Source organism: Polaribacter sp. (assembly GCF_965660385.1).
Taxonomy (GTDB): Bacteria; Bacteroidota; Bacteroidia; order Flavobacteriales; family Flavobacteriaceae; genus Polaribacter.
Genome location: NZ_CBFHZT010000025.1, coordinates 1 through 614, shown reverse-complemented (window position 1 = coordinate 614; position 614 = coordinate 1). Strand labels below are relative to the sequence as shown.

Below are 614 nucleotides of genomic sequence, written 5' to 3'. Positions count from 1 at the left end.
ATAAAAGAGCAACTTTTAAATCTGTATCACTATCAATATAATCGTTGTAATAATCTTCATCTGTCAACAAAATTTCAACAGGATTTTCTTTTAATTTTAAAATCATTCCTAATTTCAATCCTTCTTTTAACTCAGGATTCAATAGTAATAACTCACCTCTTGTAACTCCAAATCTTTTTTTGATATTAAAAAAAGTATCCCCTTTTTTAACTTCATAAATTTCATATTTTTCTTTTAGATCTTCTAAGATTTGCTCTTCTTCTGTTAACTCTGGCTTATTAGAATCTACAATAGAATCTGTAACTGTTTCAGGTTTTTGTTTTACAGTATTTTTTAAATTATTTAGTTTTTTTTCGGGTACAACTAAGAATGAATTTGCTCTTGGTTCTCCATTTACATCTGGGTTTAAACGAATTAAGCTAGCGGTTTTCATATCTAACTTTTGAGCAATTTTGCTCATTGTTTCGCCTTTCTTAACTTTATACTGAATGTATCTTTTCTGTTGACCACAAGAAACTGTGAACGTTAAAATACACAGGAAAATAAATAATTTAAAATGCTTCATATACTTTATTCCCATTCTATAGTTGCAGGTGGTTTAGAGCTGATATCAT

1 protein-coding gene is annotated in these 614 nt (G+C 27.9%); it reads right to left on the bottom strand.

Annotation, left to right across the window (positions count from 1 at the left end; all coding sequences use genetic code 11):
• On the bottom strand, window positions 1–460 hold a 460-nt coding region (locus ACTG3V_RS09130; protein ID WP_439131857.1), incomplete at its 3' end, for a LysM peptidoglycan-binding domain-containing protein.
• Window positions 461–614: the final 154 nt, after the last annotated feature.